General features: G+C 68.6%; 16 protein-coding genes and 1 tRNA gene. 11 read left to right on the top strand and 6 right to left on the bottom strand.

Annotated features, from left to right (window positions below):
- Positions 1–23 precede the first annotated feature (23 nt).
- The 6 genes from QN141_00455 (at position 24) to QN141_00430 (ending at position 7,078) form a co-directional block, all read left to right on the top strand.
- Positions 24–944, top strand: coding sequence for a multicopper oxidase domain-containing protein (locus QN141_00455; protein MDR7556942.1), 921 nt, complete (start codon positions 24–26; stop codon positions 942–944).
- The gene (locus QN141_00450; GenBank protein MDR7556941.1) at positions 931–2,097 is read left to right on the top strand and encodes a metal transporter; all 1,167 of its coding nucleotides are present in this window, start codon (positions 931–933) and stop codon (positions 2,095–2,097) included. The genes QN141_00455 and QN141_00450 overlap by 14 nt, the downstream gene beginning before the upstream one ends.
- Positions 2,098–2,099: 2 nt before the next feature.
- Positions 2,100–2,780 (top strand): metal-dependent transcriptional regulator, encoded by a 681-nt coding sequence (locus QN141_00445; protein ID MDR7556940.1) that lies wholly within the window; start codon positions 2,100–2,102, stop codon positions 2,778–2,780.
- A 344-nt stretch (positions 2,781–3,124) separates the two neighbouring features.
- Entirely contained in the window at positions 3,125–4,780 is a 1,656-nt protein-coding gene (locus tag QN141_00440; protein ID MDR7556939.1) for a hypothetical protein, read from the top strand.
- A 2-nt stretch (positions 4,781–4,782) separates the two neighbouring features.
- Positions 4,783–5,949, top strand: a complete 1,167-nt coding sequence (locus QN141_00435) for a DUF444 family protein (protein MDR7556938.1) — start codon at positions 4,783–4,785, stop codon at positions 5,947–5,949.
- On the top strand, positions 5,924–7,078 hold the full coding sequence (locus tag QN141_00430; GenBank protein MDR7556937.1) for a SpoVR family protein: 1,155 nt from the start codon (positions 5,924–5,926) through the stop codon (positions 7,076–7,078). Before QN141_00435 ends, QN141_00430 begins: the two co-directional genes overlap by 26 nt.
- A gap of 2 nt (positions 7,079–7,080) precedes the next feature.
- On the opposite strand, the gene QN141_00425 is transcribed toward QN141_00430, so the two are convergent.
- Positions 7,081–7,821, bottom strand: a complete 741-nt coding sequence (locus tag QN141_00425; GenBank protein MDR7556936.1) for a 3-oxoacyl-ACP reductase family protein — start codon at positions 7,819–7,821, stop codon at positions 7,081–7,083.
- A gap of 108 nt (positions 7,822–7,929) precedes the next feature.
- A complete protein-coding gene (locus QN141_00420) occupies positions 7,930–8,412 on the bottom strand; it encodes a bifunctional nuclease family protein (protein MDR7556935.1) in 483 nt (160 codons plus the stop codon).
- A 243-nt stretch (positions 8,413–8,655) separates the two neighbouring features.
- Here QN141_00420 and QN141_00415 point away from each other — a divergent pair, with 243 nt between their 5' ends.
- From QN141_00415 to QN141_00400, 4 genes are read left to right on the top strand one after another with little or no spacing between them, the layout of a single operon-like run.
- On the top strand, positions 8,656–9,270 hold the full coding sequence (locus tag QN141_00415; protein ID MDR7556934.1) for a LysM peptidoglycan-binding domain-containing C40 family peptidase: 615 nt from the start codon (positions 8,656–8,658) through the stop codon (positions 9,268–9,270).
- Between the two features lie 17 nt (positions 9,271–9,287).
- The gene (locus QN141_00410) at positions 9,288–10,673 is read left to right on the top strand and encodes a Mur ligase family protein (GenBank protein MDR7556933.1); all 1,386 of its coding nucleotides are present in this window, start codon (positions 9,288–9,290) and stop codon (positions 10,671–10,673) included.
- 1 nt (position 10,674) lies between these two features.
- Positions 10,675–11,412, top strand: coding sequence for a glutamine amidotransferase (locus QN141_00405; GenBank protein MDR7556932.1), 738 nt, complete (start codon positions 10,675–10,677; stop codon positions 11,410–11,412).
- Complete coding sequence (locus tag QN141_00400) at positions 11,409–12,710, top strand: MFS transporter (protein MDR7556931.1); 1,302 nt, start codon at positions 11,409–11,411, stop codon at positions 12,708–12,710. Before QN141_00405 ends, QN141_00400 begins: the two co-directional genes overlap by 4 nt.
- Here QN141_00400 and QN141_00395 read toward each other — a convergent pair.
- The 4 genes from QN141_00395 to QN141_00380 form a co-directional block, all read right to left on the bottom strand.
- Complete coding sequence (locus tag QN141_00395) at positions 12,637–13,548, bottom strand: EamA family transporter (GenBank protein MDR7556930.1); 912 nt, start codon at positions 13,546–13,548, stop codon at positions 12,637–12,639. The two genes, QN141_00400 and QN141_00395, sit on opposite strands and share 74 nt — an antisense overlap.
- The gene (locus tag QN141_00390; GenBank protein MDR7556929.1) at positions 13,545–13,706 is read right to left on the bottom strand and encodes a hypothetical protein; all 162 of its coding nucleotides are present in this window, start codon (positions 13,704–13,706) and stop codon (positions 13,545–13,547) included. Before QN141_00390 ends, QN141_00395 begins: the two co-directional genes overlap by 4 nt.
- A 111-nt stretch (positions 13,707–13,817) precedes the next feature.
- Positions 13,818–13,895, bottom strand: a tRNA-Glu gene (locus tag QN141_00385).
- A 91-nt stretch (positions 13,896–13,986) separates the two neighbouring features.
- A complete protein-coding gene (locus QN141_00380; GenBank protein ID MDR7556928.1) occupies positions 13,987–14,547 on the bottom strand; it encodes a thioredoxin family protein in 561 nt (186 codons plus the stop codon).
- Between the two features lie 56 nt (positions 14,548–14,603).
- On the opposite strand from QN141_00380, the gene QN141_00375 reads away from it, so the two are divergent.
- Positions 14,604–14,939 carry a hypothetical protein gene (locus tag QN141_00375; GenBank protein ID MDR7556927.1) on the top strand — a complete coding sequence of 112 codons (336 nt, stop codon included), beginning with the start codon at positions 14,604–14,606 and terminating at the stop codon, positions 14,937–14,939.

Here is a 14,939-nt window from a genome sequence, read left to right as displayed (position 1 = left end):
GGATGGGAAGGTCTCCCGCGGCGGTGGCCGCTCCACCCCACCTGTCGGTCCACGGCGGCAACGCCACGGTGGGCGAGGTGGACCTCAGGCGGCTGGGCTTCGACCCGATGCAGTACCTGACCCGGTTCGACTGGGGCAAGGTCACTACGTTGCCCGACGGCCGCACCCTCCGCGAGTACACCATCGTCGCCTCGGAGCGGGAGATCGAGATCGCCCCCGGGATCTTCTTCCCCGCCTGGGTGTTCAACGGCGCGGTCCCCGGCCCGACCCTCCGGGCCAGGGAGGGGGATCTGATGCGCGTCAAGCTGATCAACGCCAGCCGGCATCCCCACACGCTGCACTTTCACGGGTTCCACAAGGCGGAGATGGACGGGGTGCCGGGCATCGGGAAGGGCGACGTCCTTCCGGGGGAGACCTTCACCTACGAGTTCGAGGCCTCCCCCTTCGGCCTCCATCTGTACCACTGCCATTCCCTGCCCCTCAAGCGCCACATCCACAAGGGCCTCTACGGCACGTTCATCGTCGATCCCAAGCGGGGCCGACCGCCGGCGCGGGAGCTGGTCATGATGATGAACGCCTTCGACACCAACTTTGACGACGAGAACGAGGTCTATGCGGTCAACACCGCAGCCTTCTACTACGCCAGACACCCCATCCCGGTGAAGCGCAACGAACTGGTGCGCATCTACCTGGTCAACGTCACAGAGTTCGACCCCGTCAACTCCATCCATATCCACGGCAACTTCTTCCACGTCTACCGCACCGGCACGCAGCTGCGGCCCACGGAGTTCACGGACACCATCATGCTGTGCCAGGCCGAACGCGCCATCCTCGAGATGCGCTTCCCCTTCGCCGGCCGGTTCATGTTCCACGCCCACCAGACGGAGTTCACCGAGCTCGGCTGGATGGGGATGTTCGAGGTGACCGACGATGGCGTCGTCTAGACGGCAGGCGACCCTGATCTGGGCGGTCCTGCCGCTGATCCTCCTCGCCGTCCTGGTCATCGTGCTGTTGCGGGTCGGGCCGCTGGGAGTGTTCCAGGCCGCTTTCCCGCCCGTCGAAGAACTGACCGTCGCTCGGGTCGCGCTCAGCCCGGGGCAGATGGTGGTCCATGTGACCAACGGCGGGCCGCAGCCGGTCACCATCGCCCAGGTCCTCGTGGACGGGGCGTACTGGCAGTTCACCATCGTCCCCGGAGCCACGGTGCCGCGGCTGGGCAGGGCCACCATCACCCTGGCCTATCCCTGGGTGGAAGGAGAAGCCCACCATCTGAAGCTGCTCACCTCCACCGGCGTGGCGTTCGAGCACACTGTGGAAGTGGCGACGGCCAGTCCGCGCGTGGACCCCCGCTACCTGCTCACCTTCACGCTCCTCGGCGTCTATGTGGGGGTTATCCCGGTCTTCCTCGGCCTGCTGTGGCTGCCCTTCATCCGGGACCTGGACCAGCGGTGGGTGTCCTTCTTCCTGGCGCTGACCGCCGGGTTGCTGCTGTTTCTTGGCGTGGACGCGCTGGAGGATGCGCTCGAGGCCGCGGGCGGCCTCCCGCCGGCCTTCCAGGGGCCGGCCCTCGTCCTGCTGGGGATCCTCGCCGCGGCGCTGTTCCTGGTCTGGGTCAGCCGGCGCCTGGTGCAGGCCGAGGGCGTCCGTCGGCGCTTCGCCCTGGCCCTCCTCGTCGCCCTGGGGATCGGCCTGCACAACCTCGGGGAGGGGCTGGCCATCGGCGCGGCCTACAGTCTGGGCAAGGTGGCGCTGGGCACCTTCCTCGTCATCGGGTTCGCCGTCCACAATACCACCGAAGGGCTGGCCATCGTCGCGCCCATCGCCCGCGACCACGTGACGCTGGGACGGCTGACCGGGCTGGGCGCGCTGGCCGGCCTGCCCACGATCCTGGGGACCTGGGTCGGCGGCCTGAGCTATTCGCCGGTGCTGGCCGTGCTGTTCCTGGCCCTCGGCGCGGGCGCGATCTTCCAGGTCGTCTACGAGATCGTCAGGATGATGGTCGCCGAAGGGCGCCGTCCGGCTTTCGGGTATCAGCTCGCCGGGTTCGGGGCGGGTCTGCTGGTGATGTATCTGACCGGGTTGTTCGTGGCGGCCTGACGATGCTCACCCGTTCCGTCGAGGACTACCTCAAGACGATCTACCGGCTCCAGCGGAAGGAGGCGGGGGTCACCACCAATGCCCTGGCCGCGGAGATGGCGGTCTCCCCCGCGTCCGCCTCCAACATGATCAAGAAGCTGGCCCAGCTCCGCCTGGTCGAGCACGCGCCGTACCGCGGCGTGGTGCTGACGGCGACGGGGGAGAAGGTGGCCCTGGAGGTCATCCGCCATCACCGGCTGCTGGAGCTCTACCTGTCCCAGGCGCTCGGGGTCAGCCTGGAGCGCGTCCACCAGGAAGCGGACCGCCTGGAACATGTCCTCTCCGAGGAGTTGGAAGAGCGGATCGCCGCCTCCCTGGGGGAGCCGACCCACGATCCCCACGGCGATCCCATCCCCGGCCGCGACGGGACGGTGGCCGAGGCGCACTATCCCCTCCTCTCCGACCTGCGGGCGGGGCAGGGCGGCACCATCGTGCGCGTGAGCGACCGCAATCCGGAGGTCCTGCGCGATCTGGCCGGGGCGGGGTTGCTTCCGGGGACCGAAGTGCGCGTGCTGCAGGTCGCCGCCGACGGCGGCCTGCGGGTGCGCACCGAGGGCGCGGAGCAGGACCTCAGTCGGCGTTTGGCCGACGCTGTGCACGTCGCGGCGTCGCCGGCCGCCTTGACCCCGGACCACGCTTCGTAGGCCGCCCGTCCGGCCCCTCTGGTCCTCTCGTACGGTTTGACAGCGGGGAAGGCCCGCCGTATACTCACCAGCAATATCCGGCGGTCTGACGCGCCGCCGTGACAGGTTTGTCATCATCCGGCGCATACTCGGACTCAGTCCCGTCCCCCGGGACGGGCCAGACGGAGCGTATTCCATGCGACCACGCGCCCCAGGCAATCAGGCGCACGCTCGTGTCGTCGCGGAACCCGGCGGAAGCCTGTCGGCCGGGTTTCTGCGTTTCTCGCCCGACTGGCCGGGCGGGAGGGTGGGCATGAGAACCAGCAATCCGGTCGTCGTCGTCTGGAGGGATACCAGGGGCTGAGATGCACACCGTTGCCGACTACCTCCAGGAGTCGCGACACGACCGCCGCCTCCGCCGGACCACGCACCACTACATCTCCGACATGATCGAACACTACGGCCGGGACCGCGTCTTCGAGGGCGTCTACGGCATGGAGAAGCAGCTTGACGACATCGTGGCCTACTTCCGGGCGTACTCGATGTCCATGGAACGGCGGCTGCTCCTCCTGGTCGGTCCGCAGGGCTCGGGCAAGTCCATGACCGTGGACCGGCTGAAGCGCAAGCTGGAGGAATACTCCCACACGGCGAGCGGCGCGCTGTACGCGGTAGAGGGCTGTCCCTTCCACCAGCACCCCTTCGACCTGGTGCCGCCGGAGGTGCGCGAAGACCACGGCATCTTCTGGCACGAGGAGGCCGTGCCCTGTCCGGTGTGTGACCGGATCATCGCCCGCCACGGCACGTGGCGCGCGGTCCCCATCACCCGGATCTACATCTCGGCCCGGGACAAGATCGGCGTGGCCAAGCACACCCCCACCGACCTGCGGCGCGAGGACATCACCAACTTCGTCGGCAACATCAATTTCGCCATGCTCAAGGAGCGGGGGTCCACCTACGATCCCGCGGCCTACGATTTCGAGGGAAAGATCATCTGGGCCAACCGCGGCATCCTGGACTGGACGGAGGTCTTCAAGAGCCGCCGCCAGCTCCTCTCCCTGCTGTTGGAGCTCATCCAGAGCAAGCGCATCGACCTGGCCAGCTTTCCCACCGTGCACGTGGACGAGGTGGTGATCGGGCACAGCAACTACCCGGAGTACACGGTCTTCGTCTCCGAGGACATCATGGAGCCGCTGCGCGGCCGCATCCACAAGATCGACTTCCCCTACAACACCGATCTGGAGGGCGAGAAGAAGATCTACAAGGCCCTGATCAGCCGGGCCAACCGCATCCGCGGAGAAGACAAACACGTCCCGGAGGACGTCTACGAACTCGCCGCGCGCTATGCCCTGAAGACCCGCGAGGAGTCCCAGGGGCTGCGCGGACTGTCCCCGCGGTTCTTCGAGGACGCCTTCTCCTACGCCTACACCCTGGCCGACCGCTGCCTGGACCTGGACACGATCGCCGCGGCCGTGGAACGGACCTTCGAGCACCAGTCCTTCAAGGACCTGAACGTGAAAGAACTGCTCAAGCAGTTCGAGGAGACGAAGGTCGAGTTCATCAACAGGAAGATCGATCTCATCGTCGAGGAGATCGTGCCCGGGCACTTTTACGACTATGCCCAGAACCTCTACCTCAACTATCTGGACGCCGCCGCGCGCAACGTGGCCGGGGAGCCGCTGGCCAACGGGGAGAAGGAACTGGTCGATGAGGTCGAGGGGATTATGGTCCAGAAGCGGCAGATCAGCCGGCAGGGGCGGGTGGCCTTCGAGAACGTCCTGCTGGAGCGCAGGGATGAGTTGCGCCGCATGCGTTATACGGAGAACGAGCACCTCCGTCCGGTGATCAACGAGATCGTCTTCAACAAGATCAAGAACCTCCTCCGGCTCTATGAGAAGAGCGAGGAGCTGGACAGCAAGAGCCAGCAACTGCTGGATGTCCTGTACCGCAGCGCCACCCAGGAGTACGGCTACTGCGACGTCTGCGCCCGGTCGCTGTTCAAGGTCATCGGGAGGAGTTTCTAGCCGTGCCCCCGTCCCGCGCCATGCGCATCCACCGGGGGCGCATCGCCCAGCACAAACACGACACGCTCCTGCGCGAATACCTCAAGCAGCATCTCAACGAGCTCATCCAACAGAAGGAGCTCGTGGTTGACGGGCGGGTGAAGACCCAGATCGCCACGCTGGACCTGCCGACGTTGAAGTTTGGGGAGGAGAGCGCGGTGCTGGCCCGCGGCGGCGGCGCCGGGGCCGGCGGGGGGAGCGGCCAGGCCGGCGGGGAGGAGATGCAGGTTCTGGGCGGGCTGCTGGGCGGGGACCACCACGGCAAGGAGATGAAGGTGGAGCTGGACTTCGACGAGTTCGTCCGCCTGGCCCAGGAGGTGCTGCTGGACGAGATCCACCTGCCTGTCTTTGCCGATGCCGCCACCGGCGGGGAAGCGGAGGCGCTGGATCTTCCGGAACTGTACGATCTCGACCGCATCGGCCTGCGTCCCGACCTGAACCTGGAGGAGACGATGCTGGCCGCTTTGCAGCGCAATCTCCGGGAGCGGGGCGTCGGCGACTACGAGGTCGAGCTGGCCCAGGACGGCTGGTACTTCGTGGAGGATCCCACCGACTACCGGAACCACCGCTCCGTCGAGGTCTACGTCCTGGACATCTCCGGCTCCATGCGCGGGGAGTACCTCTCCCTGGTGCGGAAGACGATTTTCGTGCTGTGGCACTACCTGGAGCGCCGCTACCCCACCAACCTCCGGCGGTACGTCGTCTTCCAGGATGTGGCCGAGGAGAAGACGCGCGACGAGTTTTTCTGCGTCGAGAGCAGCGGCGGGACCCACATCTCCGCCGGGTTTGAGAAGGCCGTGCAGCTCCTCCAGGGCGTCACCGAGCACGACAAATTCCTGTTCCTCTTCACGGACGGCGAGACGTCGTCGGGCGACTTTGATCTGGCCAAGCGCCGGTTCGCCGAGGCCCTGGAGCGGTTCGACCTGGTCTGCTACGGGCACGTCAACCCGGGCGGCCGCGGGGTGGGCGGCTTTTCGGAGTACGTGCAGGAGGCCGCGGGGCGGCGGGGCCGCGTCCTGTTCAGCAACCTGGTGGACGTCGACGCCATCCGCAAGACGGCGGCCGAATTCCTGAGGTTTTTCGCCGAGGAACGTGAGCGGCGGCGTGGAGCCCTATCGCGGCGTCATTGACCGCATCGAGGGGCTGGCCCGGGAGCGCGGCCTCTCCTTCGACCCGGTGGTCTTCCGCCTCACAGACAGCGACGAGCTGGCCGAGGTGGCCAGCATGGGCCTGCCCAACCGGTTCATCCACTGGTACTGGGGCGGGGCCTACAAGGAGCTGACCCTCCAGCAGAACAAGGAGGTCTTCAGCATCCTGGAGCTGGTCCTGAACACGAATCCCAGCTACGCCTTCCTGCGCGGCAGCAACACCTACCTCCAGAACGTCCTGGTCATCGCCCATGTCTTCGGCCACGTGGACTTCTTCAAGAACAACCACTGGTACCGCAAGTCCAACAAGAACATGCTCAACGAGGCCGAGCTCCACGCCCGAACCATCCGGAAGTACGAGGCCACCTACGGCCGGGAGCGTGTTGAGCCGCTGCTGGACGCCGTGCTGACCGTCTCCCGCACCGTGAACGCCTTCGAGCGCAACCCGGCGGCGCGGCGCAGACTCCTCATCTACGCCCTGGAGGAGCGGGCCCCGCTGGAGGAGTGGGAGCGGCACATCCTGGCCATGATCCGCGAGGAGGCGGAATACTTCGACCTGATCCAGCGAACCCACATCATCAACGAAGGCTGGGCCACTTTCGTCGAGGCCGAACTGCTGCGCGAGGTGCTGACCAGCCGGGAGTGGGCCAGCGTGGGTGTCCAGCTGTGTAACCGCCCCGCCCCCTACACCATCGGCTACGCCCTGTTCCAGCGGGTGAAGAACGACCGGGGCTTCGACCGGGCGCTGGAGATACGCACCTATTACGAGGACATCCGGCTGATCGACGAGGTGCTGACAGAGGAGATGGTGCGGGCCCTGGACATCTTCGTCTACGATCCCAAGGAGAAGCAGAAGTCCTACGACCTGCAGCGGGTCAAGGAGATGCTCATCACCCAGAAGCTGTTCAAGGGCGAGCCCTACATCGAGGTGGAGCCGGGACCGCACCAGCGTGAACTGGTCCTGGTCCACCGCGACGAAGAGCGCAAGCTGGACAGCAAGCGCGTGGGGTTGTTCCTGAAGGCCGTCTACCTGCTCTGGCGCAATCCGGTCCGCCTGCGGGCCAACGGCAAACTCTACACCTACGACCGCCGCGGGTTCAGCACCACCTGAGGCTACCACATAGTGAGCCCGCCGTCCACCACGAGGGTCTGCCCGGTGATGTAGGCGGCGCGGGGCGAGGCCAGGAAGACCACGGCTGCGGCGATCTCCTCCGGTTCGGCGAACCGGCCGAGGGGAATCTGTCCGGTGATCCTCTCGCGGTCCTCCACGGTGAGGTGCGCGTTCAGGTCGGTGTCCACGAAGCCGGGGGCGACGGCGTTGACGCGGACCTCGGGGGCCAGGGTGCGGGCCAGCGTCTTCGTGAAGGCGACCAGGCCGCCCTTGCTGGCGGCGTAGGCCGGGGAGGTGCCGCCGATCAGGCCGCGGATGCTGGCCACGTTCACAATGCTCCCCCGGCTGGCCCGCAGCAAGGGGGCGGCGGCCTGCGCGCACAGCATCGCCCCTGTGAGGTTGGTGTCGAGGACCTCCTGCCACTCCTGGAGCGTGAGCCCGTCCAGCGGGCTGCGCCTGAGGATCCCGGCGTTGTTGACCAGAACGTCCAGCCGTCCCCACTCCTCCTGGATCCGACGGACGAGGTCCGCCACCTGTCCCGCGCGCGAGACGTCGGCCTGGATGGCCAGTGCCCGGCGGCCGGCCCTGCGCAGCGCCTGGGCGACGCCTTCCGCCTCGGTCCTGCTCCGGTGGTAGGCGACGGCCACGGCGGCTCCTGCCTGGGCGAAGGCCGCGGCGACGGCCCGGCCGATGCCGCGACTTCCCCCGGTCACCAGGACCACTTTACCGACGAACTCCATCATCGACGGGGCGTCACGCCCGGAACGGCGGGTTCGGGACCGGACCGGCGCGTAGAACCGCGGCGTCCGTGCGGCGGAATCGAGAGGGAGCCGGTCGCGAAGAGCCCTTCGTCAGTGGACGGTGCCCTTGAAGTCCGAGGGCTTCACGGACTCCAGGAACTTGCGAAACTCGTCCATCTCCTGGTCGAGCGGCTTCTTGAGCTGGATGGCCTGGTTGGCCACGCTCTCCGACACGAAGATCGGCGCCTCCGCCCGCAGGGCCAGGGCGATGGCGTCGCTGGGGCGGGAGTCGATCACCAGGGGCGTCCCGTTCTTAGCCAGGTGGATCTCCGCAAAGTAGGTGGCTTCTCTGACCTCGGTGACCACGACCCGGAGTACCGCGACGGAAAGCTGCTGGAGCACGGAGCGAAGGAGATCATGGGTCATCGGCCGCGGAGGCTTCACGCTCTGCAGCTCCATGGCGATCGCTGTGGCCTCGGCCTGGCCGATCCAGATGGGTAAGGCCATCGTTTCGGCCTGGTCCACCAGCAAGACCACCGGGTTCATCTGCTGGTCGAGCGCGACTCCGCGCACCTTCATGTGGATCAAGCTCATTCCCTCCCCCCGGCGGTCATTATACGCCGTCGCATAGGATTGTACCAACTCTATGCCCGTCCTCCTCCACCCCTTACGCCCGTCAGGGGACTCGACCCCGTCAACTTACGCGTCCGGCTTCACGCTCCTGTCACGCCAGGAGCCCGCAGGCCGGGGCGCGAATACCCGTTCGGCACACCGCAGCGCAGTTCGCCTCTGGAGGCCCGCGTGGAAGTGGACCGACGGCAACCGGCACGGGAGGCCTTGATCATTGTTGTCGCCTGGGCCCTGTTCTTCCCCGCCCCGGCCTTTGCCGCGGCAACCCACACCGTGGGAAACGGAGACACGCTGTCGGCGATCGCGGCCCGCTACGGCGTCTCCACCGCGGAACTCATCGCGGCCAACCCTCTGCCCGATTCGGACCGGCTGCGCGCCGGCCGGCGGCCGGTTATCCCCGGGCGCCAGGCCCGGCGTCCGGCTGCCCGGATGGGCCGCCTTCCGTCGCGCGGCGCGGCGTGGACCGCCCTGCTGGCCGCCGCGGCGCGCCGCCACCTGGGTGTGCGCTATCGGTGGGGGGGCAGGTCGCCCGCGGGATTCGACTGCTCGGGGTTCGTCAGTTATGTCCTGCGGAGGGTACGGGTCACCGTGCCGCGCACGACCTGGGCATTGTGGACGCAGGGCACCCCCGTGGCGCGCGACCAGCTGGAAGCGGGGGATCTCGTCTTCTTCACCACGACGCGGCCGGGCCCCAGCCACGTCGGGCTCTACCTGGGCGCCAACCAGTTCGTGCACGCCTCCAGCGGCTTCGGTCGTGTCACCGTGACATCCCTGGAGCACCGGTACTACAGGGCGCGGTACCTGGGGGCCCGCCGGTTCTAAGTGACGGACGGTTCTAAGTGACGGACCTTCGTCTGGCCGCCGCCATCGCTGCCGGAAAAACCACCGCCGCCCTCTCCCGGTTCCTGGGAGCCGGCGGGGGAACCACGATGCCCGGCCGGGTGGCGCGCGGCCTGCTCCCCGACGTCACGTCACGTCTGGCCCGGCGCCTGGCCCGGGGCACGATCGTCGTGACCGGGACCAACGGCAAGACGACGACCTCCCGCCTCATCAGCCACATCCTCGGGCTGGCCGGACTGGTTTCGGTGCACAACCGCGCCGGAGCCAACCTGGCTGCGGGGATCACCGCCGCGCTGGTGCAGCAGGCCGATGTGCTCGGCGCCGTCCGGGCCGATGTGGGCGTCTTTGAGGTGGACGAGGCCACGCTCCCTCTCCTCCGCCCGCACCTGCGCCCTCGGGTCGTGGTGCTGACCAACCTGTTCCGCGACCAGCTGGACCGCTACGGGGAGATCGACATCATCGGCGCGCGCTGGCGCGCCGCCCTGGAGGAGTTGGGGCCGCAGGGGGTGGTCGTCTTCAACGCCGACGACCCCCTGGTGACGGAGGTCGCGGCGGCGCACGCCGGCGTGCGCGTGCCCTACGGGATCGAAGATGTCGGCTGCGGGCTGGATACCCTGGAGCACACGGCCGACTCGCGATACTGCTACCGGTGCGGGGTGCCCTACCGGTACGTCGTGGTCTACTTCGGCCACATGGGCGTCTACCGCTGCCCGCAGTGCGCTCGCGCGCGGCCTGCGCCGGCTGTGGCCGCGGAGGAGGTCCGGATCCGGGGGATCGAGGGGACGGCGTTTCTCCTGCGCACCCCGGAAGGCGAAGCCCGCGTCCAGACCAGGCTTCCCGGCGTGTACAACATCCACAACGTGCTCGCCGCGGCGGCCTGCTGCCGATCCCTGGAGATCCCGCCGGCGACGGTCGCCCGCGGGATTGTCACCTTCGCGCCGGCCTTCGGCCGGGCCGAACGCGTGCAGGTGGGGAAGACCGAGGCGGTGCTGCTCCTGGCGAAGAACCCGGCAGGGTTCAATGAGGTCCTGCGCACCATGCTCCGGGCCGGGGGACGCGTCGCGCTGATCGCAATCAACGATCTCACCGCCGACGGCCGAGACATCTCCTGGTTGTGGGATGTCGATTTCGAGATGCTCGCCGGCCGGGTCGATCGGGTCGTCGTCTCGGGAATCCGCGCCGAGGAGATGGCGCTGCGGCTGAAGTACGCCGGGGTCGATTCCCCCGCGGTGCGTCTGGAGAAGGAGTTGGCCCGCGCGCTGGACACCGCGGCGGATCTCGCCGACGGCCGGACGCTGTACATCCTGCCCACGTACACGGCGATGCTCCAGCTGCGACGGGTGCTCCAGCGGCGGGGTGCGGTGCGGGGGTTCTGGGAGGATTGACATGGAACTGCGCATCTGCCACCTGTACCCCGACCTGTTGAACCTCTACGGCGACCGGGGGAACCTGATGACCCTCGCCGTCCGCGCCCGGCGGCGCGGCCTCGAGGTGCGCATCGATGAGTGTCGGCTGGGGGACCCGCTGCGGCCCGACGTTTACGATCTGTACTTCATCGGCGGCGGCGAGGACCGCCAGCAGCGGCTGGCCGCCGAGGATCTCCAGGGCAAGAAGGCCGCGCTCAGGGAGGCTGCGGCCCGGGAGGCCGTCATCCTCGCCGTCTGCGGCGGGTACCAGTTGCTGGGGCACTACTACCGTCCGTCGGAGGGCGCCGACCTGCCGGGGATCGGCCTGTTGGATCTGACCACGCACCATCCCGGGCCGGGGGCCCCCCGGTTGATCGGGAACATTGTGATTCGGTGTCCCCTGCTCGGCGGAGCGACGCTCGTGGGGTTCGAGAACCATGGCGGGCGCACCAGGCTCGGGCCCGGCGCCCGGCCGCTTGGGGAAGTGCTGTCGGGGTTCGGAAACAACGGCGTCGATGGCACCGAGGGCGCCGTGGTCGGACAGGTCTACGGCACGTACCTGCACGGTCCGCTGCTGCCGAAGAATCCCCGTTTCGCGGATCACCTGATCGCCGCGTCGCTGCGACCCCGCTACGGCGAGGTCCGGCTCCTCCCCCTCGACGATGCCCTCGAGACCCAGGCCCACACCGCCGCGATCGCCCGCGCCGCCCGCCGGTGAGGCCCTCGACCCCCAGCCGTATCAAACGGCCGTCCACCGGGCCCGAAGGGCGCATCGCCCGGTGGCGCGGCCTCCCCCTCCGCGTCGCCTTTGTCATCGGTCTGGCCGAACTGGGGTTCGCCACCATTATCCCGCTGCTGCCGCTGTACCTGACGGAACGCCTGGGGGCGAGTGTCAAGATGGTCGGCATGGTCGTGGCCGCCTTTGCCCTGGTGGAGACCGTTATGAAGACCGCCTGGGGGTCGCTCGCCGATCGGGTGGGGCGCCGGCCGATGATCATCGGAGGCCTGCTGCTCAGCAGCCTGACGCCCTTCGCCATGTCTCTGCTGCGCACCCCCTGGCTGTTTGTGCCGCTGCGCCTCCTCGACGGCGGCGGTTCGTCGGCCCTGTGGCCGGCCGCGGCCGCCGTCATCGCCGATACGACACCGCCCCACCAGCGCGCCGCGGCCATGGGCACCCTGAACATGTTCTTCCTGAGCGGGCTGGCGCTGGGACCCTCCCTGGGCCTGTACGCCGTCGCCCTGTCGGGGACGTACGCGGCCGGGTTCTACCTGGCCGGGGTCGTGCTGTTCGCCGCGGCCCTGATCTCGGGCGTTGCGCTGCGCGGGCTGGGTGCCACCCACCTGATGGCCCCGCCCCGCCCGCCGGCGCGGACGGAGGAGATCGGCTATCACGGCGCCGCTCCCAATCCCCGCCTGGAGGAGGTCGTGGAGAGCGCGCGGCGCTATCCCCTGTTCCTGAGCATGCTGGTCGTGGCCTTCCTGCAGATGTTCGGCGCCGGTCTGCTGGCGCCGATCCTGGTCATCTATGCCAGACGGGTGGTCGGGCTGTCCGAGCACGTCATCGGCACGCTGTTCCTCCTCCTCCTGTTGAGCGTCGCGGCGGCCTCGGTGCCCTCGGGCCGTCTGGCCGACCGGTGGGGGAAGCTGCGCTCGATGGCGTGGGGGATGGCCCTGGCGTCGCTGGGGATGTGGATCCTTCCCGTCTCGCCGGTGCTTTCCGTCCTGGTCGCGGCCGCCTTCGTCCTGGGCGTGGGGTATGCCCTGGCCGCTCCGGCCTGGCATGCCATGGTCAGCGAGATCGCCCCGCCCGGGCGCACCGCCTTCGCCCTGGGCACCTTCCAGACGGCGCAGGGCCTCGGGCTTGTGCTCGGTCCGCTGCTGGGCGGCCTGCTGTGGGACGAGATGGGCTCCAGTGCGCCCTTCGTCGGGGCCGCCGTCCTGCTCAGTCTGGGGACGATCCTGCTCCTGGTCGCGGCGCGGCGGGCGGGCTCGACCGCACCAGCAGGACCGCGCTGAGCACCAGCATCCCCCCCAGGAGCTGCAGGCCCTCCAGCCCTTCGCCGAGCAGCGCGTAGCCGAGAGCAGCCGCGACCACCGGCTCCAATGTCGCCACGAGGCTGGCCCGTCCCGCTTCCAGGGGAACCAGCCCGGCCAGATACAGCCACTGGGCAACCAGCGTCGTCACCAGGGCCAGGTAGACGACGCTGGACCAGGCGGCCGGGGAATGGGTGATCCGCACCGTCCCGGTCCCAACAGCCGCGGCTCCCAGGATCACGGTGCCAAAGCCCAGCGCATAGGTCAGGGTGGTCATCGGCGAATAGCGCCGCAGTGCCGTCTTGCCGAAGATGCTGTACATCGCGTAGGTGAAGCCGGAGGCCAGGCCGGCCAGCACCCCGGGCAGGTTCAGACGCAGGCTCAGCGGATCGTATCCCCGGACCACCAGGATGCAGCCGGCGAAGGCCAGCACCACGGCGGCCAGTTTGGTGCGGGTGAGCGGTTCGTGGAAGAAGAGGGCGGAGAGGAGGATGACGAAGGCCGGGGCCGTGTACAGCAGGATCGCCGCCGTGGCCACGGTGGTGCGGCTGATGGCGTACAGGTAGACGAAGAAGAACGCGGCAATGCTCACCAGCCCGAAGGCGCCGAAGAGGGGCAGGTCCTGCCGGCGGACGCGGAGCAGCCCGGGATCCGTGGCGAGCACGGCGGCGAGGATCGCCACGAAGGCGATGCCCGCGCGCAGGAACGCCGCCTCCAGCGGGAGGACCCCGTTTCGAAAGGCCACGCGCCCCGCCACTCCGAGGCTCCCCCAGAGCACGGCGGCGGCAACGATCCGCAGGTAGCCCTCGCGCTCGCTCACGGCGAGCCGGTCCCTCGCCGCGGCCAAAGAGACCGACCGGTCCCGCGAACCGGAACGCGCACGCCGTCGGGGAAGAAGATCTCCTCAATCGGCCGCCCGAAGGTTTGCGCGATCTTGAACGCCAGCGGGAGGTTCGGGTCGCCCACCCGGTTCTTCACCGGTACTTCCTCCGCGCGACATAGCGCATCTGCCGGTGGAGTTCGTCCGAACGGGCGATGACCCTGCGCTCCACCACGGTAAGCCCGGGGGAGATGCCCGAGGTAGACGCCTGGTAGCCCCAACGGGATTTGAACCCGTGTCTTGGCCTTGAGAGGGCCATGTCCTAGACCAGGCTAGACGATGGGGCCGGGACCGCTCCTATTATAGCGGGACGACGGGGGGGAGCAATCGGCCGACGCTGCCCCCGCTCCGCCTCGCCGTCCGATCACCTCGTTCGCGTCAATCGCCGTGCACCTGCCGCAGGCGGGGCGACAGACGCAGCATCAGCTGCACGCGCTCAATCTCGTTCAGCCACTCCTGCGCCACGGTGGCCAGGTACTCCTCGCCGGGCGGCACGATACCCGCGGGGCAGGCGGGGCCCAGCCCTTCCACGGCCATCTTCCGGTACGTGGCCAGTGTCCGCTCGCCGTAGCGGGCACACTCCGCGAAGTCTTCGCTGAGGAACACGACCATCGGGATGCGCAGGCCACGGTTGATGGACAGCGCCCGGGCCAGCTCCGGGTTCGCTTCACGATCCAGGAAGCGCAGTCCGATCCGGGGCGAGGCCTCCGCGATCCGCTGCAGGATGGCGCCCTCCCGGACGCAATCCCCGCACCAGGTCCCGGCCAGACAGAGCAGATACATCTGCCGGGAGAATCCCGCCACCAGCGCCCGCTGGGCGGGGGTCAGCGTCACGCGGTCGTAGATGGCCTGCCAGCGCCTGCGATGCGTCTCCGTGCCGTGGCGTTCCAGAAAGTCGTGATAGAGAAGTCCCCGATCGAACGCGCTCTTCCAGTCCACAGGATGCCCCCGGGTCCGTTGTTCATCTCTTCACGACTAGCGTACAATGAAAGCCGATGATTCCCGTCGACGACGCCATTCGTAAGTTCGAGCAGGTCATCGCCCGCGTCGATCCGCGCCTGGTTCTCGATCGCGGGAATGTCCGCCCTGTGGCCGAGCCCTATCCCGGCGTGGAGTTCGGACTTCGCCTGGGCACGGCCGCCGCGTTGCTGTTCATGCCGGAGGCCGATCTGGCGGCCGGAGACTGGGAGACCCGTCTGTTCAAGCGCTTCGAGGCGGCGCGCCGCTACCTGGACGGGTTCCCCGGCGCCAGGGCGGGGCGCGACCAGACCGCCCCCGGGGATCGCCGCACGCAGCCGACCCGCCGGACGCACCCCACTCGCCATTCCTGA

The organism is Armatimonadota bacterium (assembly GCA_031459765.1).
Lineage (GTDB): Bacteria > Sysuimicrobiota > Sysuimicrobiia > Sysuimicrobiales > Kaftiobacteriaceae > Kaftiobacterium > Kaftiobacterium secundum.
Note: the sequence above shows the minus strand (reverse complement) of the source record. Positions and strands in the feature narration are given on the sequence as shown.

What these genes read in the sequence shown, in the direction of transcription:
- QN141_00405 (MDR7556932.1), top strand. Translation starts at nt 10,675, where the DNA reads ATGGAACTGCGCATCTGCCACCTGTACCCCGACCTGTTGAACCTCTAC.
- QN141_00420 (MDR7556935.1), bottom strand. Translation starts at nt 8,412, where the DNA reads ATGAGCTTGATCCACATGAAGGTGCGCGGAGTCGCGCTCGACCAGCAG.
- QN141_00450 (MDR7556941.1), top strand. Translation starts at nt 931, where the DNA reads ATGGCGTCGTCTAGACGGCAGGCGACCCTGATCTGGGCGGTCCTGCCG.
- QN141_00375 (MDR7556927.1), top strand. Translation starts at nt 14,604, where the DNA reads ATGATTCCCGTCGACGACGCCATTCGTAAGTTCGAGCAGGTCATCGCC.
- QN141_00445 (MDR7556940.1), top strand. Translation starts at nt 2,100, where the DNA reads ATGCTCACCCGTTCCGTCGAGGACTACCTCAAGACGATCTACCGGCTC.
- QN141_00440 (MDR7556939.1), top strand. Translation starts at nt 3,125, where the DNA reads ATGCACACCGTTGCCGACTACCTCCAGGAGTCGCGACACGACCGCCGC.
- QN141_00425 (MDR7556936.1), bottom strand. Translation starts at nt 7,821, where the DNA reads ATGATGGAGTTCGTCGGTAAAGTGGTCCTGGTGACCGGGGGAAGTCGC.